This window comes from Deltaproteobacteria bacterium IMCC39524 (genome assembly GCA_029667085.1).
GTDB lineage: Bacteria > Desulfobacterota > Desulfuromonadia > Desulfuromonadales > BM103 > M0040.
The window spans coordinates 53,305-78,131 of record JARUHJ010000006.1 but is presented as its reverse complement, the minus strand read 5'-3'; the positions used below and the strand labels follow the sequence as shown (position 1 = coordinate 78,131).

At 51.4% G+C, this 24,827-nt stretch carries 20 protein-coding genes and 1 riboswitch; of the genes, 10 read left to right on the top strand and 10 right to left on the bottom strand.

The genetic code is table 11. From position 1 onward, the window contains the following. Positions 1 to 2: 2 nt before the first annotated feature. The 6 genes from P9J64_14675 to P9J64_14650 all read right to left on the bottom strand — a co-directional run bounded on the left by P9J64_14675 (position 3) and on the right by P9J64_14650 (position 4,828). Positions 3 to 455 (bottom strand): FixH family protein, encoded by a 453-nt coding sequence (locus P9J64_14675; protein MDG5469573.1) that lies wholly within the window; start codon positions 453 to 455, stop codon positions 3 to 5. 8 nt (positions 456 to 463) lie between these two features. Then, complete coding sequence (locus tag P9J64_14670; GenBank protein ID MDG5469572.1) at positions 464 to 1,717, bottom strand: 4Fe-4S binding protein; 1,254 nt, start codon at positions 1,715 to 1,717, stop codon at positions 464 to 466. Between the two features lie 131 nt (positions 1,718 to 1,848). Then, on the bottom strand, positions 1,849 to 2,346 hold the full coding sequence (locus P9J64_14665; protein ID MDG5469571.1) for a c-type cytochrome: 498 nt from the start codon (positions 2,344 to 2,346) through the stop codon (positions 1,849 to 1,851). A gap of 45 nt (positions 2,347 to 2,391) precedes the next feature. Beyond that, positions 2,392 to 2,532, bottom strand: a complete 141-nt coding sequence (locus P9J64_14660; GenBank protein ID MDG5469570.1) for a cbb3-type cytochrome c oxidase subunit 3 — start codon at positions 2,530 to 2,532, stop codon at positions 2,392 to 2,394. Between the two features lies 1 nt (position 2,533). Further along, on the bottom strand, positions 2,534 to 3,409 hold the full coding sequence (locus P9J64_14655; protein MDG5469569.1) for a cbb3-type cytochrome c oxidase subunit II: 876 nt from the start codon (positions 3,407 to 3,409) through the stop codon (positions 2,534 to 2,536). A gap of 3 nt (positions 3,410 to 3,412) precedes the next feature. Continuing rightward, positions 3,413 to 4,828: a cbb3-type cytochrome c oxidase subunit I gene (locus P9J64_14650; protein MDG5469568.1), complete on the bottom strand. Its 1,416-nt coding sequence runs from the start codon at positions 4,826 to 4,828 to the stop codon at positions 3,413 to 3,415. Between the two features lie 230 nt (positions 4,829 to 5,058). On the opposite strand from P9J64_14650, the gene P9J64_14645 reads away from it, so the two are divergent. The 7 genes from P9J64_14645 (at position 5,059) to P9J64_14615 (ending at position 15,732) form a co-directional block, all read left to right on the top strand. Continuing rightward, on the top strand, positions 5,059 to 6,555 hold the full coding sequence (locus P9J64_14645) for a HAMP domain-containing sensor histidine kinase (protein ID MDG5469567.1): 1,497 nt from the start codon (positions 5,059 to 5,061) through the stop codon (positions 6,553 to 6,555). A gap of 110 nt (positions 6,556 to 6,665) precedes the next feature. Continuing rightward, the gene (locus P9J64_14640) at positions 6,666 to 7,634 is read left to right on the top strand and encodes a polyprenyl synthetase family protein (GenBank protein ID MDG5469566.1); all 969 of its coding nucleotides are present in this window, start codon (positions 6,666 to 6,668) and stop codon (positions 7,632 to 7,634) included. Between the two features lie 165 nt (positions 7,635 to 7,799). Beyond that, positions 7,800 to 8,036, top strand: a complete 237-nt coding sequence (locus tag P9J64_14635) for a hypothetical protein (protein MDG5469565.1) — start codon at positions 7,800 to 7,802, stop codon at positions 8,034 to 8,036. A gap of 61 nt (positions 8,037 to 8,097) precedes the next feature. After that, positions 8,098 to 10,596: an ATP-binding protein gene (locus tag P9J64_14630; GenBank protein ID MDG5469564.1), complete on the top strand. Its 2,499-nt coding sequence runs from the start codon at positions 8,098 to 8,100 to the stop codon at positions 10,594 to 10,596. A gap of 142 nt (positions 10,597 to 10,738) precedes the next feature. Continuing rightward, a complete protein-coding gene (locus P9J64_14625; GenBank protein MDG5469563.1) occupies positions 10,739 to 12,127 on the top strand; it encodes a sigma-54 dependent transcriptional regulator in 1,389 nt (462 codons plus the stop codon). A 513-nt stretch (positions 12,128 to 12,640) separates the two neighbouring features. Then, positions 12,641 to 14,386, top strand: a complete 1,746-nt coding sequence (locus tag P9J64_14620) for a DASS family sodium-coupled anion symporter (GenBank protein ID MDG5469562.1) — start codon at positions 12,641 to 12,643, stop codon at positions 14,384 to 14,386. Positions 14,387 to 14,810: 424 nt separating this feature from the next. Further along, a riboswitch (cyclic di-GMP riboswitch) is annotated at positions 14,811 to 14,904 on the top strand. Between the two features lie 42 nt (positions 14,905 to 14,946). Continuing rightward, positions 14,947 to 15,732 (top strand): response regulator, encoded by a 786-nt coding sequence (locus P9J64_14615; protein MDG5469561.1) that lies wholly within the window; start codon positions 14,947 to 14,949, stop codon positions 15,730 to 15,732. Between the two features lie 92 nt (positions 15,733 to 15,824). Here P9J64_14615 and P9J64_14610 read toward each other — a convergent pair whose 3' ends face one another. The 3 genes from P9J64_14610 to P9J64_14600 all read right to left on the bottom strand — a co-directional run bounded on the left by P9J64_14610 (position 15,825) and on the right by P9J64_14600 (position 18,130). Further along, positions 15,825 to 16,304 carry a tetratricopeptide repeat protein gene (locus P9J64_14610; protein ID MDG5469560.1) on the bottom strand — a complete coding sequence of 160 codons (480 nt, stop codon included), beginning with the start codon at positions 16,302 to 16,304 and terminating at the stop codon, positions 15,825 to 15,827. Positions 16,305 to 16,652: 348 nt separating this feature from the next. Next, the gene (locus tag P9J64_14605) at positions 16,653 to 17,423 is read right to left on the bottom strand and encodes a cytochrome c3 family protein (GenBank protein MDG5469559.1); all 771 of its coding nucleotides are present in this window, start codon (positions 17,421 to 17,423) and stop codon (positions 16,653 to 16,655) included. Further along, entirely contained in the window at positions 17,405 to 18,130 is a 726-nt protein-coding gene (locus tag P9J64_14600) for a cytochrome c3 family protein (GenBank protein ID MDG5469558.1), read from the bottom strand. The genes P9J64_14605 and P9J64_14600 overlap by 19 nt, the downstream gene beginning before the upstream one ends. 333 nt (positions 18,131 to 18,463) lie before the next feature. Between P9J64_14600 and hypF the strand changes: the two genes are divergently transcribed. After that, positions 18,464 to 20,716: a carbamoyltransferase HypF gene (gene hypF / locus P9J64_14595; protein MDG5469557.1), complete on the top strand. Its 2,253-nt coding sequence runs from the start codon at positions 18,464 to 18,466 to the stop codon at positions 20,714 to 20,716. Here the strand turns inward: hypF and pfkA are convergent. After that, entirely contained in the window at positions 20,713 to 21,675 is a 963-nt protein-coding gene (pfkA, locus tag P9J64_14590) for a 6-phosphofructokinase (GenBank protein ID MDG5469556.1), read from the bottom strand. The genes hypF and pfkA overlap by 4 nt on opposite strands. Positions 21,676 to 21,897: 222 nt before the next feature. Here pfkA and P9J64_14585 point away from each other — a divergent pair, with 222 nt between their 5' ends. Both P9J64_14585 and P9J64_14580 read left to right on the top strand, forming a co-directional pair. Next, positions 21,898 to 23,394, top strand: a complete 1,497-nt coding sequence (locus P9J64_14585; GenBank protein ID MDG5469555.1) for a pitrilysin family protein — start codon at positions 21,898 to 21,900, stop codon at positions 23,392 to 23,394. Then, on the top strand, positions 23,391 to 24,824 hold the full coding sequence (locus tag P9J64_14580) for a pitrilysin family protein (GenBank protein MDG5469554.1): 1,434 nt from the start codon (positions 23,391 to 23,393) through the stop codon (positions 24,822 to 24,824). The genes P9J64_14585 and P9J64_14580 overlap by 4 nt, the downstream gene beginning before the upstream one ends. Positions 24,825 to 24,827: the final 3 nt, after the last annotated feature.

Below are 24,827 nucleotides of genomic sequence, written 5' to 3'. Positions count from 1 at the left end.
GTTTACAGATTGAGAAGCAGTTGTCTGTTAATCCGTGCGCCCTGATGCTCGAATTCCAGCCGTGCGTTCATTTCACCTGTCATACCGGCAGTCAGGTTGAAAATGTAGACCCCCGGTTCAGTCTCCTGTAAGGGATGCTGCTTGCTTGCTGTTGACCCGGCCAGGTAGAGAAAAATATCGCCGTTGGCTGTTTCGACCGGGTTTCCCTCTTTATCACTCAAACGAAATTCAAGGGTGCGCCCGATCAGTTGCGTTTCAACCTTCCAGCCAAGCACCGCTGCAGCTCTTTTTTCCAGTACGGTTGAACTGTACTTCAGGCCTTTGCTGTAATAGTCGGCGTCGGTGACCTCGGGCCCCGCGTCAATGGCCCGCATGGCCGACCAAGCGGAAAAGCCGAGAAAGCAGCAGATCAAGAGGACTATGAAAAGAGGGTAGGAGTTTTTCTTTGTCGTCATTACGCTTATTATTCCTCGATGTAAGCCTGGCTGACAGCCAATTCTTGTCCGTTTTGATCCAATAGGATGAATTCTACATCTAATCGGGTTTTGGGAACAGCTGTTACCAGTACAAAGTCAACACGCAGGTTCTCGCCTGCCTGCATACTGAGTTGACTGGTCCGCCCCTTCAGAGTCAATGCCGTTCCACTATCTGCCTGTCTTGCTTTGATAGCATAGGTCGCCGAGCTGTTGCTGCGATTGTTGACCCAGGCATTGAAAAAGGTGGCGCGCTTACCATCTTTCAACGTCCGACTTGATGCCATATGAGAGACTGCTATCTTGAGCGAGGCCTCTGGACGTTGATGGGCGGCAAAAAAGAGTATGGCCACAAGCGTCAGGGTGACCATGCTTAACAGCAGGGTGCGCAGGTTTAAGAGTGCTTTTACGCCTTTGCCCTCGGTGCCAAAGGTATAGCTGATCAGGCCCGGTTGGTTGCGCTTGGCCATGACCTGACAGCAAGCGTCAAGGCAGCGGCCGCAGTTAATACATTCAACCTGGTAGCCATCACGAATGTCAATCTGCATAGGACAGACCCGCACGCAGGAATGGCATTTGATACAACGCTCCAACTCAGTCGTTGGCAGGTGCAGGGCCAGGGTCGAGTCGTCAGCGAGGACTGTCTGGAAGCGACCGTAGGGGCAGAATTCACTGCACATCAGGCGTCGGATCAATGCCAGGTCCAGATAGATGATCATTGCTACAGTTAGCAGGCATATCCAGGTGGCGTAATGTAACTCCAGTGTCATCAGCTTGGCAAAGAAGTCCATTGGTTTGATAAAGTACCAGAGCAGGTTCGACGAAACGAGGAAGGCCAGGGCAAGGTAGAAAGAGTGCAGAGCAAGCTTTTTGGCAAAACTTTTTTCGTTGTGTCCTCTCTTCCCCTTCAAGCCCAGTCGGGTTGCTAGCCATTCTGCAAGATCTGTCAAGGTTGTTTGCGGGCAAAACCATCCACACCAGACTCTGCCCAGCAACATGGTGGTCAGAAGAAAGCCGAGAGTCATCGCCAGGCTGAAAATCAAGACTAAATAAAGCTCCTCAATGCGGAGCGTCTGGCCGAAAAAATAGAGGGTCAGTTCTGGGATATCTATACGAATCAAGCTGTTGCCTGCGATCTCTACCCAGGGGGTCAGTAGCAATAACAGGGTCACGGCCCACTGGCAGCGGCGGCGCCAAGGTGATAGCAATCTGGGTTGTGCCTGGTGGCTGGTTTCTTCTGGCATTGAGGGGCTTGTCCCGGGGCTCGCGGGGTGTCCCCGGAGTTGCAAAGCTAGGAGCGGGTCTTTCACTAGGGGAATCAGTTCTGAAAAAACAAAAAGCGGCAGAAGATCTCCCCCCTGCCGCTTTTTAAGTTCTAAAGGCTGAGGATAAACTCAGTCAACGCGTCAATCTCTTCCCGGGAGAGCTTTTGCTCGAACCCGGGCATGTTCTTGGGGCGCCCGAAGGCGATACTTTCATGCACTGCCATGGTGGTCTTGCCGTACTTGTATTCGCCAGACAGGTCAGGTCCGAAGGCCCCCTTGCCGTTGGCACCATGGCAGCCGGCGCAATGCTTCTTGAAGAGCGTCTGGCCGTCTGCGGCTACAGCTTCAGCAGGAGCCTGGACCGCTGCCGGGACAGGCGCCGGTGCTGCGGCTTCTTGCGGTACCGGTTGCTCTCCCTTGTGAATCGCCATCTTCTCTTTGAGCTCAGCGTCCGAGCTCCATCCAGAGAGGAGGTAGAAGGACATGAAGGCGACGCCCCAGATGATCAGCCCATAAAAGAGAACGTTAAAGTAGACCGGTGGGGCTTTTTCTCGATCTTCGACAATACCGTCTGCATGTTCTTCGTTGTGAGGATCCGTTGTGCTCATGTGAATATCCTTTAGTCAAAAGTCAGTGAGTTTGACAGGCAATGTTTAATCGTCATCCAGCATGTTGTACTTGGCGACTTCCCCTTTATCTTTGTTCTTTTTGTTGTAGGTCCGTATCACGATCAGGGCAAAAATAACAAAGAGGCCGAAAGTAACGCCAAGGTAGACAATGGAAGCCAGATCCATATTATTGGTCCCCGTCGGCTTTGTAGTTCCTGATGAAGTTGGTCAGTTTCCAGACCTTGTCGGTGCCAAGACTTGAGAAGCTCGGCATGCCGCCATCCGTGATGCCGGAGTAGATGAGTTCGAACAGGATTTCATCATCATAATCCTCGCCGATTAACTCCGGACCGATATCGCCTTCCATTCGTGACCCGTGACAGGCTGCACAATTGTCAGAGAATAATGGTGCCCAGCTGGAGATGGTTGCTTGGTCTGCCTCTGCGTATGGGTTGACCAGCTCGCCGACAATGGTTGTTTCCGTAGCTTCACGCCAGGGTATGTCCGAACCCAGCTTTTGCATGTAGGCCACGATAGCATCCATTTCGTTTTTGCCTTCGAGGGCCTTGATCTCGTCCGCCGTATAGGGGAAATCAAGCGTCTCCATCTTGCGTTGGATCATCTGTGGATCGAGGGGATAATTCCGAATCCACTCGTAGTCAGGCATGTTGGTCATCGGCACCATGGCACGAGGTGAGTCCATGTGCTTGTAGTGCCATTCATCGGGGTACTTGCCGCCGAGTCGAGCCAGATCCGGACCGGTGCGTTTGGAGCCCCAGAGGAACGGGCGGTCGTAAACAAATTCTCCCGATTTGGAGTACTCACCGTAGCGCAGGACATCTGAGACCAGGGGGCGAACGGTCTGGGTGTGGCAGTTGTTGCAGCCTTCGCGGATGTAGACGTCGCGGCCTTCCTGCTGCAGGGCCGTATAAGGAGTCACTCCCTCAATGCGGTCCGCTTCGGTGTTGACCCAGGCAAAGGGCAGTACCATGGTGACGATAGTGCCGACGAGAATGGCGCAAGTCGCCAGAACGATAAGGAGGACAGGTTTCTTTTCCCACATGATTTAGGCCCTCCCTTCTGCAGTTGCAGTCGTTACGGCCGTTGGCTCGCCTTTTTTGACCGTCATGTAGATGTTGTAGATAAAGATAATCAGGCCGACCAGGTAGATTATTCCACCGAAGGCGCGCGCCCACCAATAGGGGTACATTTCAACCATGGTCTCCATGAAGGTGTAAGTCAGGCTGCCGTCAGAGTTCATGGCATTCCACATTCCTGCTTGCAGAACACCGGCAACCCAGAGGGAGATCGACCAGATCAATTGCCCGACCAGGATCAGCCAGAACTGCAGGTTGGCCAATGGGATGCTATAGACTTCGCGATCCCAGATACGTGGGACCATGAAATAGATGCTGGCGAAGCTGATCATCGAGACCCAGCCCATGGTGCCCATGTGAATGTGTGCCGGGACCCAGTCAGTGTAATGAATGAACGCCGAGAAGGTTCTGATTGCCTGCATCGGCCCTTGCAGAGTCTGTAAGCCGTAGAAGGTGATGCCGAGAATCAGGAACTTGACCAGGTAATTCTCGCGCATCTGGTGCCACTGCCCTCCCATTGACAGGTAGCCGTTGAATACACTGCCCCAGGAGGGGGCAATCAACATGACCGAAAAGCCCATGGCCAAAGTCTGAATCCAGTCCGGAACCGGGGTCCAGAGCAGGTGGTGGGCGCCGGTCCAGAGGTACATGAAGATCAAACTCCAGAAGGCAATAATCGAGAGACGATGGCTGTAGATCGGCACACCGGTCGATTTCGGCAGGAAGTAGTAAAACATTGCCAGTGGCGGGGCGGTTAAGGCCATGGCCACGGCATTATGGCCGAACCACCATTCGACATTGGCATCGTTGGTGCCGGCATAGGCTGAATAAGATTTAAAGAGGGAGACCGGCTCTGCCGCTGAATTGACCAAAAAGAGGATAGCCACGCCAACGATTGATGCCATCATGTACCAGAGCGAGATGTACATCTGCTCGTCTTTGCGTTTGAGAATGGTCATGATGATGTTGAGACCAAAGGCGACCCAGAGTATGACGATCATGACATCGATCGGCCATTCCATCTCGTGGTATTCCTTGGAGGTGGTGTAGCCCAGCAGGAGTGTGACCGCAGAAGCAATGATCGTGGCGTTGAAGAAGTAGAGCTGGAATTTCGCCAGTTTGTCACTCCAGAGCGGAGTCTTGCAGAGCCTTTGGACAATATAAAGGAAGGTGGCGAAGATGACGCCGACTCCCCAGCCATAGATCCCTGCATTGGTGTGAATCGGACGGAGCCTGCCGAAGGTCAGATACGGCGGGAAATTAAGGTCCGGTTCGACCATCTGGAAGGAGACAATGACTCCAACCAGTACCGCAACCAGTCCCCAGATCAAGCTCCAGATGACAAAGCTGCGCACAATGGCGTAGTTGTAGTTCTGCTTCTCCATAGCACCTCCTGAAATCAAATTAATGTGTTGCAAAGTTTAAGGTTCAGCGTGTGATTGTCAAGGTTTAATTAAATATAACAAAAACGGTACTGTTTATACGGCAGGGCCGGATTTTTGTCAACTCCTGTCTGTACTTTTATTACATGTCAGATAAATGGCTAGATTGGGCTTCCATTTATGCGAGTAAAGTATGATTATGATAGTCAAATTTATGCTTGAGGGTTTTTGCTTTGCGAACTGGTTTAGCTAAAAAATTACTTTTTTACACGGGTGGCATCCTTGCCTTGTTGTTGCTGCTCACGTTCATGCTTCTGGAGCGCAACCAGGCGCAAGCGTGGGAGGACTATCTTTTTAGTCAGAGCCTCTCTTTCTCCAGGTTGGCAACTCCAGAACTGTTGAAGCGCTTCCGTGGTTCATTTCCGCCGGACGAGCCCGCTGACATTGCGAACATGCATGAATTCCTCGGTCTGAATCGAGACCTGGTCCAGTTCTCCCTGGTTTCGGCAACCGGCCGTCGTCTCTATGTGTCGAGCGCGTTTGAAGATTTCCCTGATCTCGATCTGCATTTATTTGATCAGGATGATATCTCTGCCCGCCTTGCCGCCGAGCGCACGACAATGCTCACCCATACACTTTCTGAGGGCAGGCGGCTGCTTGACCTCATTGAGCCAGCATTCGGACCGACCGGCCAACAGGTCATTTCGGTTCGCTACCTGATCTCATACGACTCGATTGATGCACGACTTCTGGAAGCACGCAGTTACTTTGTCATGATTGCCATTGCGGCTCTCTTTGCCTGCCTGCTGATGGTCAGCCTTGTCGCGAGACGGATCACCCGACCAATTGCCCACCTGACCGATGGCGCCCGCTCCCTGACCCGCGGAGAATTGGGGACTCGTATTGAGGTGGAGAGCCGTGATGAAATCGGGACCCTGGCTCAAGCCTTTAATGATATGGCAGAGAGCCTGGCTGCGAATCGGGCAGAGTTGACCCGTAAGAACGATGCTTTGAGCACTGCCAACGAAGAGATGCAGACCATGCAGGCGCAATTGCTGCGCAGTGAGCGGCTTGCCGCGATTGGGCAGTTGGCGGCGGGAGTCTCCCATGAAATCGACAATCCTGTCGGTATTATTCTTGGCCATGCCGAGCTCCTGCTCGAAGATTTGGAGGTTGAAGACCCTTTGCGCGAGGATGTTGCTGCCATCATCGATGAGTGCCGACGTTGTAAACGCATCACCGGTGGTTTGCTCGGTTTTGCGCGTTCTCCGGACAGCTATCGGGAGCGTGTTGAATTGAATCAGCTGGTCGAAGAGGTGGTGTCGTCACTTCGGCCGCAGAAGCTTTTTAAAGACCTCGATCTGAAGATCGTTGGTGTCAACGAGGATTTATTCGTAACTGCGGACGCCGATCAGTTTCGCCAGGTGATGATCAACCTGTTGTTGAATGCCGCACAGGCGTTGCAGGGAAGAGGTCGTCTTGAAGTGACGCTTTCCAAAGTGTCTGGCTCTGCCCGAATCCATGTTGATGATAGTGGCCCGGGAATCTCACTTGAAGATCAGGAGAGAGTTTTTCAGCCCTTCTTTTCCACCAAGGCCCATGGCGAAGGAACCGGGTTGGGCTTGCCTCTCTGTCGTAAACTGGTCGAAGGTCAGGATGGAGAAATCTCAATACAAAAATCACTTCTGGGTGGTGCGCGTCTAACCGTTTCTTTGCCCCTCTCAGGGTAGCGCTCTTCGTGAGTTATATTTCCTTTGCGCTTTAAGGAAAAAAGCTTTGACATGCTTCGTGAGGATTCATTAGGATAAGCGATAATTTTCCCTTCGGATTACCAATAACTATGAACTTTGTGCTCAATCTTTTAAATGACGAGATCCTGCGCGTCGAGGAACAGTTCCGCAAGGATCTGGAGTCGCGCGTTCCTCTGATTCGCAAGGTTGGCGAGTATGTCCTCGCCAGCGGCGGCAAACGTGTGCGTCCGATGATGCTGTTGTTAAGCGCAAAGCTTGCCGGTTACCAGGGTGAATCTCATGTTGGCCTGGCCAGTGTCGTTGAGTTTATTCACACGGCAACCCTGCTGCATGATGATGTCGTCGACAGCGCAGTCCTCAGGCGTGGCCAGGATTCCGCAAACGCTGTGTGGGGGAATGAGGCCAGTGTGCTGGTCGGTGACTTCCTCTTTGCAAAGTCTTTCTCTATCATGGTTCGCGAAGGGAATCTGGAGATTCTTAAAACTCTCTCCGATGCGACCACGCAGATGGCAGAGGGCGAGGTCCTGCAGTTGATCAGTACCTGTGACGTTGAGCTTGACGAAGAACGCTATATCGAAGTGGTTCGCAACAAAACGGCGGTGCTCCTTTCCGCGGCGAGTCGCTGTGGCGCGCTCCTCGGCGCCTGTCCTCCTGAGCAGGAAGAAGCTTTGTCTGCTTATGGTATGGATCTCGGTATTGCCTTCCAGTTTATGGACGATGCCCTGGATTATGTCGCCGATCAGGACGCGTTTGGCAAAGAGTGTGGGCACGACCTCCTCGAAGGCAAGGTGACCTTGCCCTTGATTCATACCCTGAAGCGCTGCAACGCAGAAGAACGTAAGAGAATAGCTGGAATTATCGAACAGGAAACACTCCCTGAAGAAGACTTGAAGTACATCGTCGGTCTGATTCACTCCTATGATGGGATCGATTACACCCGTGATCGTGCCAAACTCCTTATTGAGTCAGCCAAGGGTCATCTCGCATTATTTGCAGATTGCCCGGCCAAAGAGGCGATGCTTCGCCTGGCTGACTATGTTGTCAGTCGCAACCTTTAGGCCTGACTTTTCGCCATCTCCCATGCTAAGCCCCCGTCTTTTAGCGACTATTTTCCTTTGAGCTGATTGTTCTTGCGATAAAGGCCATGTTTTCCCGTTGGCTCGATGTTTGCTTTTACCTTGTGATATGTACCGACTTTATTGATTCAGGAGTTTGGCTGTCGCATGAAACAGATTGAGCTTGTCCAAGAATATAGGTGTGTTTACGAAGGCGAAGAATACCTGATTGAGATCTTTGTGCGCCCGGACGGTAGCCATTTCGCCCGGACCATCTTTAGCCCCAGAGATGTGATCATCAGTGACGGGATCAATCTTGATGAAGTGCTCCTTAAGCATCAGGACCTGTTGCCACTCGCAATTCACTCCAGACAGATGCATTTCCCTTCTCGTTCACTGAACTGATTTCCCGCGTGCTTGTCAAACGGGCTCACGAACGATTGGACCCCCGTGTTATACTCCCCTAATGCCTCGTTTGTCTTTTCATAAAAAAGTCCTCTACGTCTTTTGCGGGTTGACCTTGCTGCCTCTTGTGCTCCTGGCCACCTTTGCCGGGCAGAGCCTGGACACAGTTGAACAGATGCTTCGGGCCAGCGCCATCAGCGCGCTCGATGAGCAGGCCGCTGAAACGCTTGAGTTGCGAGCTGTCATGGTGGCTGATGAGGTGCGTACCTTTTTGCGTAGAATCGAGAGTGATCTGGGTGCGCTGTCTCAACTCCCGGCAGACAGTGCCAGTTACCTCTGGTTCAGTCAGAATCACCGTCGTCTCATCTGGTTCCGTTCCGGTACCAACGAAAATCCCCGTGAGGAAAGACTCTCTGCGCGACTCTACAAGGAACTCGCTTTCATCGGCCCTGATGGTGTGGAACGATTGCGGGTTATTGATGGTTTATTGTCTGATGATCTCCGTGATGTTTCCAAGCCTGCGAATACGACCTATCTCACCGAGACCTACTTTAGCGCAGCCAAGGATCTCCCCGAGGGGAGGGTTTATGTCTCCCATCTCACCGGTTGGCATGTCAGCAAGCAGGACCAGCTCGGTGAAGCGGAGAACCCCGGGGAGGCGATTGAAGGTGCCCGTTATGAAGGCGTAGTACGTTTCGCCCGCCCGGTATTCTCTGATAAAGGAGAGCTACAGGGTGTCGTCGTCCTGTCTCTGGATCACCGGCACCTGATGGAGTTCACTCAGCATATTACGCCGACCGATGAAAGGTATGTGGTTTTCCCTTCGTACCAGAGCGGCAACTATGCGTTTATGTTCGACAATGAAGGCTGGATTATTACCCATCCCAAGTTCTGGGATATCAGGGGCCTGGACAAGGAGGGTCACCTGGTCCCGCCTTACTCCAAGAGTTCCAGCCCGGAATCGATCGCCAGCGGGAACATCCCTTATAACCTGCGAGAAGCGAGCTTCATCCACCCCAACTACCCGGAAGTCCACCAGTCGGTGCTTGGTGGGCGCTCCGGAGTCCTTGATGTTACCAACGTTGGTGGCTCACGTAAGATTATGGCTTTTGCGCCGATTTTTTTCGATTCAGGACCCTATGCTGAGACTGGTGTCTTTGGCGGCATAACGATTGGTGCAGAAGTAAAGCAGTTCCATAGTATGGCCGAGTCAGCTGCAGAGAATATTCGCCTTCTCTACCAGGCCTTCCTGACCGGGGCCTGGGTCATGATCGGTGTTACGGCTCTGTTGGTTGTTTTTGTCGCTTTTCGTCTCTCGCATAACATCACCGGTCCTCTTTCGACGTTAATTTCAGGGACCAAAGAGATGGCAAGAGGAAAGCTTGGCACCCAGGTCGATGTCTCCAGCCCGGTCGAGGTCGCTGATCTGGCAACAGCCTTCAACACCATGGCCCGGCAGCTCTATGAACGACGGGAACGTTTACTAAAGACGCTGGCTGTTCTGCGTCGTTCCCGCAAGGAGATGAAGCGGGAGAGGGACTTCAAACAGACGATCGTTGAGAATGTTGCGGTCGGAATCCTTACTCTGGACAATGACGAGCAGGTCACTTCGCTCAATGGCGTGGCACGCACAATATTGAATATAGAAGATGAGTCGGGCGGTGACATCCCACTTGCGAAGGCGCTACATGGTCTTCCGGAAATCTATCGATCCGTCTCCGCGAATATGAATGTTGACCGCTGGAGTGAATACGTTTCACTGGAAAAGAACGGCCGCTCTCTTACCTACCGGCTGGCGCTTCATCCTCTCTCTTCAGGCAGTGAAGATGGTCGTATCCTGACTATGGAGGATTTGACCGAACGAGTGAGTCTCCGCCAGCAAATGGCACGTTTTGAGAGGCTTGCTTCCCTGGGCCGTCTTTCAGCAGGTATCGCTCACGAAGTACGTAATCCTTTGACTGGCATCAGTCTTTTGCTTGATGAGTTGCACGACCGCATGCTCTCAAGCCCGGACGATCAACGTTTGATCCAACGCGCCTTGCAGGAGATAGAACGTCTGGAAGGTCTTGTGAATGAGCTTTTGAATTTTGCCTCCTTGCCTGACACCCGGTTGGCCCCGGGAGATCTGTCTGCGATTCTGCGCGATACGCTTTTTTTGGTGAGCAAGCAATTCCAGAAGCAGAAGGTTGTCCTGCATGAGGCGATCCCGGAGGAACTGCACCACCCGAATATGGACAGAGATCGGCTGAAACAGGCGATTCTGAATCTGCTTACAAATGCAATGGATGCCATGCCTGATGGCGGTGAAATGTGGGTGTCTGCACAACGCGAGGATAAGGGCCTGAGCATGACGATCCGCGATAGCGGCCAAGGGGTTCCTGCTGATCGTCTGTCGCTGATCTTCGAGCCCTTCTACACGACCAAGGGCGAGGGCACCGGACTGGGCCTCTCTATTACCCACACCATTATTGCCAGCCATGGCGGTCGCGTAGAAGTTGACAGCCATGAAGGGGAAGGTACGGAGTTCCGTATTTTTCTTCCCGACTCTGGCCAAAATTAGCCACGATATCTTCTTTTCCCAATTGGGAACCGTTGCTCCTTGTTTTTGTGGCTGAGGTTGGCCATTTTCTGTTGATCCCGATGCCGCCCCCAGTTAAGATGACCGACACTGAATTTTTCCGCGAGTTCGGGGAGGTTAAAAGATGGAACGTATTCTGATTGTTGATGATGAGGCTTTTATTCGCGAGAACCTGGAAAGGATTCTCGGGGAGGACGGCTATCATCCATATTCTACTGACAATGGTGATGACGCAGTCAAGGAAGTCGGTGAGGCTGATGTCGACCTGGTTTTTCTGGATCTCAATCTTGGCGCAGAAAGTGGTCTGGAAGTCTTGCGCGCTATGCGCGAGGTTGATCCCGAGGTTCTGGTGATCATTATTACCGGCTACGGGACCGTCGAAAGCGCCGTTGAGGCTTTGAAGATGGGGGCCTACGACTACATCAAGAAGCCATTTAAGGCTGATGCCATTCGACTGATCGTCAAGTTGGCCCTGGAGACCCAGAACCTGCGTCGGGAAGTTCGTCAGTTGAGACGCGGAAGCCAGTCTCGTGAAGCTTCTGGTGATAACCTTATGGTTGGCTCAAGTGAACAACTGACACAGGTGTACCGTCAGATTCGCGAGGTCGCCAAGCATGAAACGTCGACTGTCCTGATTACCGGTGAATCCGGAACCGGCAAGGAGTTGGTCGCAAGAGCTATTCATCAGTTGTCCCCCCGAAAGTCGAAACCCTTTGTTGAGATCAACTGTGGTTCGCTTCCTTTCAACCTGCTGGAAACAGAACTGTTCGGACATGAACGGGGAGCTTTTACCGATGCCAAGACCCGCAAGATTGGTCTTTTCGAAGAGGCCAACGGCGGTACGATCTTCCTTGATGAAATCGGTGAAATGGATATGAACCTTCAGGTTAAGCTGCTCAGGGTTCTTGAAGACCGCAAGATCAGGCGTCTGGGCGGCAACCGCAATATAGATATCGATGTCCGGGTTGTCGCAGCAACCAACCTTGAAATCAAGGAGGCTATCGAACAGAAGGGGTTTCGGGAGGACCTTTATTATCGGCTCAATGTCTTTCCCATTCATGTTGCCCCCTTGCGGCAGCGGCGCGAAGACATTCCCCCTTTGTTGGAATTTTTCCTCAAACATTTCAGCAAGGAGTTTCACAAGAACGTTAATGAAATATCGCGTGCTGCTCTTGACCTGCTGATGCGCTATCACTGGCCTGGTAATGTTCGTGAGTTGCGTAACGTCATGGAGCGAGTCTGTATCATGCACAATCAGGAGACGATCACCCCGGAATGCCTGCCCCGAGAGATTTGGGGAGAAAAACCTCAGGACGAAGCCTCTTTTGACTATAGGATTCCGCCGGAAGGAATCTTGTTCGAGGAGATTGTCGGCCGGCTGGAAAGGGATCTGATTGCTCAAGCCGTCGGTATCACCGGTGGTAATATCGCAAAGACCGCACGTTTGCTCAATTTGCCTCGTGGGACCCTGCGTTACAAGATGGAAAAATATGAATTGGGTGAAGCGAGCTGAAGTGGGTTGGTTTTCAAATAGGGGTTGTTTCTCCGGGGACATGCCTCTCAGTTGAATCCTTTTCTTAAGGGGCCAGGTTTGCTTTTACGTGATCAGAAAATAACTGAATTTTACAGGCTGTTTTTCTTGCCAAAGAGAAGGTGACAACACTTAGGAATTTAGTATCTATTCAACAGTATCAGTGGCTTACTAAGGAATGTTGTTCTTGTAAGGTTCGAAGCCTTTGTCTGATGATCTAGTGTCGTGTCTTAAAGGTAGAACAGTTCAACCAAAAACGGCCGTTATTGGCCGTTTTTTCTTTTTTAAAGGAGGCTGTTGAGACACTGTTTTGCCACTCTGCAAGTTGACGCGTATACGGTAGTACAAAAATAGTAGTGTCGTTTCGGTGGCTTGCGGTAGGCTCGATCTCTTCTTTCGTCATCTCCCTTGAGGTTGGCACTGTGGTTGCTCAATAGGCTCGGCTGAATGATGCAACCGTTAAGTCGTCACAATAACCTGCAAGGGAGGCAATACATGGCCAGTTCAGTTTGGAATCGTCTTTGGGACATGCATGATGAAACGAAGGGCCTGGTACTTTTCAGGCCTTTACAATGGCTTCAGAAGAACAAGAAGGACTCGCTCCAACTCAAGGAATCGCAGATTGAGCACGATGTTGATCTTGCTGATGAAATGGATGAAGCGCCGGCTGAACACGCCAACCGGGTTAAGTCAGGTCCTGGTGGTGTCGAAGAAGGTGAGCCGCGTGAGTACACACAGCGTCAGCTTATAGGGCTTTTTCTAGGGCCAATCCTGTTTCTTCTCATGATTTTATCTCCTGCTCCAGCAGGGATGGCGCCTGCAGCACAGAAAATGGCGGCCGTTGCTTTGTTGATGGCAACCTGGTGGATGTGCGAATCCATTCCGATCCCGGCGACCAGTCTCTTGCCGATCGCGCTTTTCCCGCTGCTGGGAATCATGCATACCAAAGCGGCGACGGCTCCTTATGCCAGTCACCTGATCTTTCTCTTTATGGGCGGATTTATTATTGCTCTTTCCATGCAGCGCTGGAATCTGCACAGGCGCATTGCCATGAATATTGTCAAGGCTGTTGGATTCTCTCCTGGCCGCCTGATCTTCGGTTTCATGGCTGCGACTGCGGTCTTGTCTGCGTTCGTTTCCAATACGGCGACGACGGTTATGATGATGCCGATCGGATTGGCTATCATCACCCACGTTGTTGATGAGGGTAAAAAAGAAGGCCTTGATAAAACCATCGATTTTTCACCTGAAAAATTTGCCTTTGGTCTGAACCTGATGCTGGGTATTGCTTATTCTGCTTCGATCGGTGGTATGGCCACTTTGATCGGTACCCCACCTAACACGGTCCTGGCCGGCTACCTGCAGAAAACCTACGGTTATGAAATCACTTTTGCGGCCTGGATGAAAGTTGGCGTGCCTCTGGTTCTTCTCCTGCTGCCGATCTGCTGGATCTGGCTGACCAAGATTGCCAACCCCATGAAGCTGAAAAAAGTTCCGGGCGGCCGCGACCTGATCCACAAAGAGTTGCGCGAGATGGGACCTATGAATGCCGGCGAGCGCTGGACCTCCCTGGTCTTTGCTTTGACTGCGCTGGGCTGGATCTTTCGTAAGCAGCTCGGTTTTATGTTCAGCGACCCGACTTTGATCACTGATGCAACGATTGCCATGACCGGCGCTATCCTGCTCTTCCTGATTCCAATCAGTCTGAAGCGCAACAAGTTCGTGATGGATTGGCATTGGGCGACCAAGATGCCCTGGGGCGTCTTGATCCTCTTTGGTGGCGGTCTGGCGATGGCCGCTGGCTTCAAACAGACCAAGTTGGCCGACTGGATCGGTAGCCAGGTTGGTCTACTCGATCAGGCTCCTGTTCTGGTGCTTATCATTGCTGTTGCTACTTTGATCATCTTCCTCACAGAATTGACATCAAATACGGCAACCTCGGCGATGGTTATGCCGATTCTGGCTGCCGTTGCCATCGGCCTTGGGCAAAACCCGCTGTTGCTGGTTGTTCCTGCTGCCATTGCGGCTTCCTGTGCTTTCATGCTGCCGGTGGCGACACCTCCCAATGCAATTGTTTTTGGCTCCGGCTATGTCACTATCCCGCAGATGGCCAAAAGTGGTTTTGGTCTGAATATCATCGGTATCGTGGTGACTGTAGTTGTGACCTACTTGCTGGTGCTTCCGATGTTTGGTGTCGTAATTAACGAATTGCCGGTCTGGGCACAAAACATTCCAAAGTAATTTATGCCTTGAAAAAAATGATTTGCCCCGTTTCTGCATGTAGACAGAAACGGGGCATTTTTCGTTCAGGACTCAAAAAAAGTTTTCTGGTTGTCCCTTTTACTCAACTTAGGCTCTGATTGGTTGGTTAGATTTTTTAACGCAGGCAAGCACCGAAAGCTGCTAGACAAAAGCTAAGTCTGACTCACGGCCGTTCGCAATGCTCACTTGAGACGCGGAGATCGCAGAGCAAACCAAAATTCAGAAAGCCAGGATGTGACTGGTCTTCCTCCGCGAGCTCTGCGCTTTTGCATTAATCAATGGTTTAAATTTGCCTCCTTCTTTGGCCGGGCATTAAGCTTTTTTCAATCTCTACCAACTTTATATGCAAATGTGACAAATTTTTGAGGTTGATGTGCTATGGTTTCACTCAACAACATTATCTCACCGATAATGGCAAACTCGGGGTAACCCGGGGACGCAAAGCCACGGGTCCTCTTTTTAAGATCTTTGATCACGAGGATAGCCGGGTTACCGAAGAGGGGTAGTCAAGCATGTAAGCCCGTCTTCGCTGGTCAAAGATGGGTTTTTTTATTGATGAATTTGTTGGGGTTTTCATGGAAACACGACCGATAGCCGTTGTCGTTGATGACAGCAAACCATTCCTTATGTACCTTTCCCTTCTGCTTAACCGCATGAATCTCGAGGTCCTGCCGGTTAACAATACTGCTGAAGCCATTGAAATTTCGCGGGTGACCCGTCCCAGCCTGATTACAATGGATATGATGATGCCTGATATGGATGGCCTTGAGGCCTTGCATGTCATTCGTGGTGATAGCGAACTGGCAGACCTTCCAGTCATCATGATTTCCAGTTACCAGAATAAGAACAAGCAGTGGGAGGCTTTAAGTCTCGGCTGTATTGATGTGCTGGACAAACCGGTGGATCTGCGGCGACTGCACAAGGCCATCCAGCGCTGTGATCTGTATTCTGGAGGCCGTCGTCGCTATCTGCGCGCGCCATTTGCAGAGACAGTCGGTTTGCATCATCAGGGCAATCTTTACGCCGTTTCTAGTGTTACACTTTCGGAGCGCGGTATCTTTCTGTGCATGCGAGAGCAATTTGCGAAGGGTTCCCATGTCGAGATTGATCTGCCGTTGCCTTCCGGTGAAACAATGCAGGTCGGTGGCACGGTGATCTATGGCAAAACTCAAAATGGTGGCGGACCTGTGGCGTCTCAGGGAATGGCTATCAAGTTTGATCGCTTGACAGTAGCGACCCTTCAAGTCGTGTCGGAACTTGTCGCTAATCTGTTGATTGGTGATATCATCGCGGAACAGACGGAACCGATTATCGAGCCTGTCTGAGGTTAAAAATAGTCCTGCCTTTTTTACGCTCTCAGCTTTATAAACATGGTTGGCTGGTTGGCGATAATCTCGTTATTTATGGCCGCCCCATGTTATTTGTCAGGCTTGAAATCCTTAACTTTTTTTTGTGCTTCCGCGATCAAATAAGGATGGAGTTGCCCTTCTAACTTTTTGAGATTTTCTCTGGCGAACTGTAACCCTTGTTTTGCGGCCAAAGCGGTCCAATAGTAGGCTTCAAAGAGGTTTTTTTTGAGCTTCTCTCCGCAACCTTTACTGTACATCATGCCCAGATGGCTCTGTGCAAGTGTATGTCCTTGCAGGGCGGCCTTTTCTGTCCATTTCAAGGCCTTGTCGCAATCGGGAGAGACACCCGATCCTGTTTGGTACATCGTTCCTAGGAAGTAGGCCGCATTCTCGTCACCTTGTGCAGCGTCATTCATGACTTGCGCCGTTTCCAGTCCCCACACCGACTGAGTCAAGACCGCCACACTGATAAAAACAAGCAATAAGTTTCTATATAGCCATATATGATGCTTCGGTGCTTTTTTCTTTTCAGGCTTCATTGCATTCATTTGTTTGGAACATCTTTGCGTGATTCAATGACAAAAATAAAAATTGATTTCGATTTCATGAGTCTTTTTAGATAAATCTTACGGGGTGTCGCTTCCAGGCCCTCAATGACAGGCTGAAGTTTGTCGCATCTCTCCACGAGGGCTTGAAGAGTCTCAGTTGAGAGGGCCATGGAGTTGACAGTCTTTGAGCTTATATCTGAAAATTCGTCTTTCCAGGCCTCGCTGGAAGGGATCTCTTCAGCGTGAAGGTTGAATGTCAGGCGACCGGCAACACAGTCGAATGAAATGAAATGACTGAATAAAAATATAAATAGACACGCACGGACAAAGATTCTGCGTTTGCTCATTTTAATAAGCCCTCACCCCTGGATGACACCGGTTGCAGTCGTCGATGGGGAAGGCTACGTTGAGATGACAGCCACCGCAGAACCTGCCCTTCAAAATCTCTCTCATGCTGAAATTCTCAGTCCCCTTTTTCTTGATGTTGAACACTTCCGGGTGGCACATGTCACAACCCATCCAGTCAAGATGAGATTTGTGGGAGAAGTATGCAGGGGGGATTCTCCTCATCTCGGCTGTCAGTTCAATCGTCCTGTCAAAATCCATGACAGTGGGCTCCTCCCTCAAGTATCGGCGTGGCGATATCAGCCCTCGTTGGAGCGACTGCGTCCAGTCAATAGTATTTCCATACTCGGTTGTCGGGAATGGTTTTTTTCCGAAGTAGACGAACTGATCTTTGACGTAGGAATTGTCGTTATTATGACATTTGATGCAGTCCTGCTGATGGCTGAAGGCGGTTGTGCCGTTATGGCATGCTCCACAATAGCGGCCATTCTTCAATTCTTCATGGCTTATCTCGGTAGTGTTGACTTTCATGCTGAACTCGAGCTCTGTATGGCACACTTCGCAGGTGTACCTCAGCCGATGTGTCCAGTGAGAGAATGACGCCGGAAGGACTTTCTCTTGCTCTGAGGTCCGGTTGATGAGAATATTCCCATACTCTTCAGGTGGCAACATCGGCAGGAGGGCATAAAACCCTCGCGACCAAACAGGTTGGGTAAGGAGAACCGCACTTGCGATTAAAATGAAAAGAACCAGTTTTAAAGTTTTGTGTGACATCTTTTACAATCAGATTGCGGGAACGCGACTGTGTCATGACAGACGCCGCAATATTTCCCCTGGAAAAGATCAATCATAGTGTAGGTCGTTGCCCCTTGACGTACGCCCATGAAGATGTCTGGATGACAAACTTCACAGCCGTTCCAGACCGTGTGTTTGGCATGCGAGAAAATAATGTCAGGCATACCCTCAATCTTTGATGTGATTGCAAAGTCGTCAACAATGGCAAGGTCCATACCTTCTGCTGAAAGCCCTTCGATGTAATCAATCGGTGAGATATGCCCCTTGGCTTCAGCCTGCTCCCAGTTAATACCATTGCCTTTGCGCTCTTTGGGGAGTTTGGCCGAAAATTTATAAAACTTCTCTTCGAGGTCCGGAGTTTCACCATTGTTATGACAGCGTTGACATTCTTCGATTTTCAGATTTGATGATTCCTCTGAGCAAGCGCTAAAAAGAGACTTGCCATCATACTGGACCTTGCCGTTATGACAGGTGCCGCAGAAAAACCCGCGGATGTTGTCAGAAGCAGTAATCTCAGTGCCATTCGCTTCCATAGCAAAACCGATGTCTACGTGACATAATCGACAGGTCGCATTGGCACGGTGTAGCCAATGGTCAAAAGCTACTGGGGCAAGCCCTATGTTGGTGGAGTAATTGTCAATAATGACTCGACCATAGAGGTGTGGTCTAACCCGCTTTTTTTTCATCCCGTCTTTTGCTTGAACTAGTCCCGTGAAAATAAGTGCCAACAAGAGAGCTAGAACGAGGGTGCATATCTTTTTCATGGAGAACCCCTGTGTGAAAAGTTGACATTAAAAGAATTCACAAAATGATGTAATTTTTCAATTATCTATAGGCAACTTGGAACGTATATTTTAATCATAGCTTAGATTCAATTGTTAGCATACATTTATTTTTCAACAAAGTGCCTTGGATATCGAACGCCAAACGGGTTATTCTTCAGCTGTTATCGAGTATGATTACTGCGTATACTAATTGTTTCCTCTTTAAACAATAATGAATTGTCTGGAAGAACTCACTTGCAAAGACAAAAGATCGTCATCGAAGGAATTGTGCAGGGTGTTGGTTTCCGCCCGTTTATCTACCAGTTGGCTGAGCGGTTTGCTCTGGCAGGCTCTGTATGCAACGACACTCGCGGTGTGACGATCGAAGTTGAGGGCGAGCCTGAAGTCCTTGACCTTTTTCTTGCCGCAATCCAGAACGAAAAGCCGCCTTTAGCAGTTATTCAAAATATTTATACCGAAACTGTTGCGCTCAAGGGCTGTGTCGGTTTTTCCATTTTGCAGAGCGCCGTAGATGAAACACGTCGCGCCCAGATCTCGCCGGACACCTTTGTTTGCGACGACTGCTTGCAAGAGCTCTTTGATGTTGAGGACCGTCGCTATGGCTACCCTTTTATCAATTGCACGAACTGTGGTCCGCGCTACACCATAGTGACCGGCATCCCCTACGATCGCCCTTTAACGACCATGGCCGATTTCCCCCTCTGCACGGCCTGTCAAAGTGAATACGAAAACCCCGCGTCGCGGCGCTTTCATGCGCAACCGAACGCTTGTCCTGAATGTGGCCCGCAGCTGCAGTTGCTTGATGCAAAGGGTCAATCTTTAAAAGTTCAAGATCCACTTGATGAGACCATCCGTCGCCTTGGAAATGGCCAGATAGTCGCTGTCAAGAGTTTGGGTGGCTACCATCTCGCTGTTGACGCGACTAACCCTGATGCGGTTCAGGAACTTCGGCGACGCAAACAACGCGACGAAAAGCCCTTTGCCCTGATGGCTCGAAGCCTTGAAGTGGCTGAACGACTGGCTCTGATCGGTGATGACGAAGCTCGCTTGTTGCTGGGCATTGAACGGCCGATCGTTTTGCTGCAGAAGAGGGAAGATCACAATCTCGCCGAAAACATTGCTCCTGACAACCGTTACTTCGGGGTCATGCTTCCTTACACGCCGTTACATTATCTCCTGTTGCAGGATGAATTTGAGGTGCTGGTTATGACCAGCGCCAACCTCTCCGATGAACCGATTGCCTTTGAGGATCATGAGGCCTGTCGGCGCCTGAAGACAATTGCAGATGCCTTTCTGGTCCATAACCGTCGCATCCACACCCGCACCGATGATTCGATCGCCCGGGTGATGGCTGACAGGCCGCTGCTTTTGCGTCGTTCGCGGGGTTTTGTGCCGCGTGCAATCGCTTTGCCCCGTGAGGCCCCATCGGTCCTTGCCGTCGGCGCAGAGTTGAAGAACACCCTCTGCCTGACCCGTGGTGACCGGGCTTTTTTGAGTCAGCACGTCGGCGATCTCAAGAACCTGGACGTTTACGAATCTTTCAAACAGACGATTTCTCATCTGCAGTCGATCCTCGAAGTGCAACCGGAAAAGATCGCCCATGATCTGCACCCTGATTATTATTCGACCCGTTATGCCCTGGAAGAGAGTGGTCTGGAGCCTGTTGCCGTTCAGCATCACCATGCTCATCTCACCAGCTGCCTGGCTGAACATGGCGTTGAAGAGCCGGCTATCGGTATCATCTTTGATGGTGTCGGCTACGGTGACGACGGCCATATCTGGGGCGGTGAATTTCTGGTTGGCGATCTTGGCCATTATGAAAGGGCCGGGCATTTTCGCTACCAACCGATGCCGGGAGGCGATCTGGCCACCAAAGAGCCCTGGCGAATGGCTTTGAGTTACCTGCTTGCAGCTTACGGTGAAATCCCTGAAGAAGTGAATGCTTTCGAAGGTGTTTCCGACAATGAGTTGCGTCTGGTTGGCCAGGCTACGCTGAAGGGGATCAATGCGCCGCTGACCTCGAGTTGTGGCCGGCTCTTCGACGCGGTCGCCGCTCTGCTGGGCTTGAGACAGAAAGTTTCCTTCGAAGGGCAGGCGGCGATGCAACTGGAGATGATCTCTGACCCGTTCCAGTCAAAACCTTATCCCTACTTGTTGTCTGACCATGAAGAGCGATTGATCTTTGATCCTTTGCTGATGATTGATGCGATCGTAAAAGACTGTTCAGAGGGTAGACCTGTTGCTGAGATTGGCGGTCGCTTCCATGTTTCTCTTGCCATGATGATTGAGGAGGTCTGCTCGCAAGTTCGCAAGCAAACCGGCCTTTCTTTGGTCGTTCTTTCCGGAGGGGTTTTTCAGAATTGCCTGCTCACCGAACTGGCCTTAACCCGTCTTGAGCGGTCCGGTTTTCAGGTCCTGACCCACTCACTGGTTCCGCCTAATGATGGGGGTATTGCTTTGGGTCAGACTGCTGTGGCCGTGAGTTAAATCCCCAAAGTCGCCGCCAGCTTGAGCAAAGTCTCATCAATGTTTCTGCGACCGGCCTGAACAGTTTTCTCCAGATCTGTCTGGATAATCGCTCCGCAGCCAAGCCCCAGCATTTTCCCTGATGTCCTTTGAAGAAGCGCCTCTACTGCGGTCACGCCGAAGCGGGCGGCCAAAAGTCTGTCAAAAGAAGAAGGCGAGCCTCCGCGCTGATAATGGCCAAGCACCATGATGCGTGTTTCAAAGCCGATACGATCCTTGATCTGGTCGGCGATGTCCTGGGCTTTGCCCGCTCCTTCCGCGACCATGATAATCGAGTTGTCTCGACCCTCCTGAAAACGCTGCAACAGGTGTTTGCTGATCTCGTCGATGTCGTAGGCTGATTCTGGAATCAGGGCGTACTCGGCACCGCAGGCAATACCGGAGACGAGGGCGAGGTAGCCGCAGTCTCGGCCCATGGTTTCAACGACAAAGGTGCGGTCGTGGGATGAGGCGGTGTCTTTCAGGCAATCGACGGCGTGCAGGATATTATTCAGGGCCGTGTCGACCCCGAGGGACATGTCGGTAAAGGGGATGTCGTTGTCAATAGAGGCCGGGATCGCTATCACAGGCACGCCGCGTTTTTGCAGTTCATAGCCGCCGCGATGAGAGCCGTCGCCGCCTATGACAACCAGCCCTTCAGCCCCCATCTCTTCAAGGGTTTTGACTGCCTGTCTGCGACCTGGTTCTTCGAGCATTTCCAGACAGCGGGCACTTTGTAAAAACGTTCCGCCGACCTGTAGTTTGCCACTCACCGATTTGGTTGTCAGCAGCTCATATTGTTGATCAATCAGCCCTTGATAACCTTTCTGAATGCCGATCACTTCCAGGTTATTGCTTAGCCCTGAACGGACTACGGCGCGAATCGCTGCGTTCATTCCGGAACAATCGCCGCCGCTGGTCAGTACTGCTATGCGCTTCATATTGTCTCCCCATGTTGATACAGTTTAAATGTGTATGAAGTTAAACAGCAGACAGACCCTTTGTCAAAATCTGGACCGATAGATCGCTCGCTGCGAATTCTGGTTTTTTCCTGCAAAGATGTGATACATCTAAAAAACGTAATGTCTTGCTCGACCGGGCGAGACGACATGGTTATAATGTACGATAACTTAATGAAATAATTTAGATAGGACATAATAAAAATGAGACAGATCAAAGGCTTGAAATATTTACTTTTTGGGGTGCTGCTGCTCGGTTCTGCCGGTATTGCTTTGGCGAGTAGTTCCCTTGAGGAGAAGGTGGTTGAGCATCAACTTGCCAACGGCCTCAAACTACTGGTGGTCGAACGCCATGACACCCCGGTTGTTTCCGCCTATATCACCATCGGGGTCGGTTCGGTGCATGAAACCAGCGAGACCCGTGGCGTCGCTCATCTGCTCGAGCATATGTTGTTCAAGGGCACCAAGACCCTGGGCACTACTGACTACGAGAAAGAAAAACCTCTCCTTGAGAAAATAGAAGTTGTCGGCAGCAGGCTCGATGCCCTGCGTCTGCAGACTGATGCCGATCCGGTCGCTGTTACAGCCCTTAAGGAAGAGCTGTTAGCTCTGCAGGCCGAGCACAAGCAGTACGTGGTCAAAGATGTTTTCTCGAATATTTATTCTGAGAATGGCGGCGTCGGTTATAACGCTTTTACCAGCAAGGATCTGACGACCTACCTGATCTCCCTGCCGTCTAACAAGCTGGAACTCTGGGCACTGATCGAGTCGGATCGCATGAAGAACCCTGTCCTACGTGAGTTTTACACCGAGCGAGACGTTATTCGCGAAGAGCGGCGGCGTTCCTACGACACCAATCCTCGTCGGCGCCACTATGAGACGCTGGTGACCAATGCCTTTACTGTGCACCCCTATCGTAACCCGATCATTGGCTGGCATTCCGATATCGCCAACCTGAGTCCGCAAAAGACCCGTGAGTTTCTGCAGAAATATTACGCTCCGGTCAATACCGTGATCGCGCTGGTCGGTGACGTCAAGGCCGACGATGCTATCGCCATGGTGGAACGCTATTTTGGTGACCTGCAACCGGGCACCCCGGTTCCCAATGTATCGGCTATTGAGCCGGAACAGAATGGCGAAAAACGGGTGATCGATATCTTTGATGCCGAACCGCGTCTCGCCATGGCCTGGCACAAGCCGACCATGCCGCATAAGGACGATTACGCCTTTGACCTCATTGATCAGATCCTCGGCAACGGTCGGACGTCGCGACTTTACAGGTCCCTGGTTGAAGAGAAGAAACTGGCGACCTCCGTCTCCGTGTATGGCGCGCCGGGTTCGCGCTATGCCAACCTGTTTGTGATCGATGCCGTCCCACGTTATCCCCACACCACGGCTGAGCTTGAGGAGGCCGTTTACGCTGAGCTGGATAAGCTCAAGCAGGAGCTGGTCGAGGTGGCCGAGCTCGATAAGGTCCGTAACCGCCTGTTGACCGACCAGTTACGTCAACTCAGAAGTAACTCAGGCCTTGCCCGGCTACTCACCAGCTATCAATCTCTTGCCGGAGACTGGCGCTATGTCTCGAATTATCAACGTGAAATCGAACAGTTGACGGTTGAGGATATCAAGCTTGTCGCGAACACTTATTTCACAGACTCCAACCGCACGGTTGTCGTTCTGAAGCGGGAGGACGCGTTATGATGTATCTTCGCCAGCTACAACTGTGCCTGGTCGGCATGACCTCTGCTCTGGTTTTCTCCGGGTGCGGCGCGCCTCTGCCAACCTCTTACCAGCAGCTTGAATATCCCGATCTGACGTTCCAGCTCCCTGAAGTGGAAACTCTGGTTCTGGACAACGGCATTCGTCTTTACCTCAAGGCTGATGATGAGTTGCCCCTGGTGCAAGTAACAGCCATGATCGGTTCTGGTGGGATCAGCTCTGCAGAGGAGAAGACAGGGTTCGATGATCTCTTTGGCAGCGTCTGGCGCAGTGGTGGTGCGGGCGACCGGACGCCTGAAGCCCTGGATGAATACCTTGACTTCCTGGCAGCTAACCTGAGTTCCAGTATGGACACCTATTCGTCCCAGCTGGATCTCTCTTTACGGTCAGCAGATCTCCCCGCAGGGTTGAGCATACTGAGTGATCTGTTGTTACGTCCTGGCTTTGACTCAGAAAGACTCGAACTGGCTCGACTCCAGGCGCAGGAGCATCTGCGGCGTCAGAACGACAACCCCGGTTCCATCTCCCGACGACTCCTGATGAAGGCGCTCTATCCGGGTCATTATCTCGGCAGAACCGCAACCGAGCAAAGCCTGGCGGCAATCACCAGACAGGATCTGGTTGATTTTCATGACACTTATTTTGCACCGAACAACCTCTGGATTGCCGTGTCTGGTGACTTCGATCGAGACACTCTGCTGGAGGCCCTCAATAAGGAACTGGGCGATTGGCCTCAAGGTCATGTCCCCGAACAGCAACTGCCTCCGGTTAAGGCCCCTGATGCCGGCCTGATTCAATTGGCGGCCAAGGACCTGTCGCAGACCTCCATCCTTATTGGAGACCTGGGTTTGAGTAAAGAGAATCCCGATCAATACGCTGTCCGGGTGCTTAACTATATCCTCGGTGGCGGCGGTTTTAATTCACGCATGATGCGTGAGATCCGTTCAAACCGAGGTCTGGCCTATTCAGCCTACTCCTATTTTCAAGTCGGTCGACGTTTACCCGGACCTTTTGTTGCGGGCACTGAGACCAAGAATGAGTCTGTTGTTCCGGCGCTCAGTCTGACGCGAGAAATCATGAACGATTTGCGTGACACCCCGGTCACTGATGAGGAGTTGCAGCTTGCCAAAGAAAGCCAGATTAACTCCTTCGTTTTCGGTTTTGAAAACACCCATTCGGTCGTCAGTCAACAGATGTCTCTGGCATTTTTCGAGTATCCGGCGAATTACCTCGCTGACTATCGTGACAAGATTGCCGCTGTGACGATTGCCGATGTGCAGCGGGTGGCACAGGAATTTATTGACCCCTCGAGGCAGCAGATTGTGCTGGTGGGCAACCCGGAAGAATTTAGCGATGAGCTGAAACAGTTCGGCTTGCCCGTCATCGAAGTCGACCTGAATGAGACTCCCTGACGG